Raw genomic sequence first — 525 nt, 5'->3', positions numbered from 1 at the left:
ATGGTCCAGAAGGAAAAGATCGTTTTGTACCTAGGTACTAATAGTGTATGATTGGAAACAGGTTTGTCAGAAAAGGATGAACCTGTTTTTTTACACCCTTTATGGCGAGTTGATTAACTTTATCAGAGAACAGAATATTCCTTTGATTGATCCTTCTAATTTTGAAATCACAGGTATGGACTTTCTCTTTTTACCTGAAGCAGGCGGTAAAAGTGCTTTGGAAGCGGCAGAGTTGGCTGGGGATAAAATATTAAGAGTTTTGAGAGATGAATTAGGTGATGAATTGGCAGATGAGATGTTGAAAAAAGGAGAGTTTAGAGTATGGTTCATGAACGAATTTGGAGAAATTAAAAAATTAGTGTTTATATAAAAAAAATAGTGATATGAATAGTTTACACACAGGAATGACGGGAATACTTAAGGTTGCGACGAATGTACCGCATTTAAAAAAAAATATTGACTCCCTGATTAATAACTCTTTTTATACAGATTGGAAAACAATGAAACTTTCTATAGAAAGGAAAA

At 33.5% G+C, this 525-nt stretch carries 1 protein-coding gene; it reads left to right on the top strand.

Features of this window, described 5'->3' with window-relative positions; genetic code table 11:
• The first annotated feature begins 76 nt into the window (after positions 1 to 76).
• Positions 77 to 370 carry a hypothetical protein gene (locus tag HHU12_RS34840; protein WP_169661253.1) on the top strand — a complete coding sequence of 98 codons (294 nt, stop codon included), beginning with the start codon at positions 77 to 79 and terminating at the stop codon, positions 368 to 370.
• Positions 371 to 525 lie beyond the last annotated feature (155 nt).

The organism is Flammeovirga aprica JL-4, assembly GCF_012844305.1.
Lineage (GTDB): Bacteria > Bacteroidota > Bacteroidia > Cytophagales > Flammeovirgaceae > Flammeovirga > Flammeovirga aprica.
This window is presented reverse-complemented; position numbering and strand designations above follow the sequence as displayed.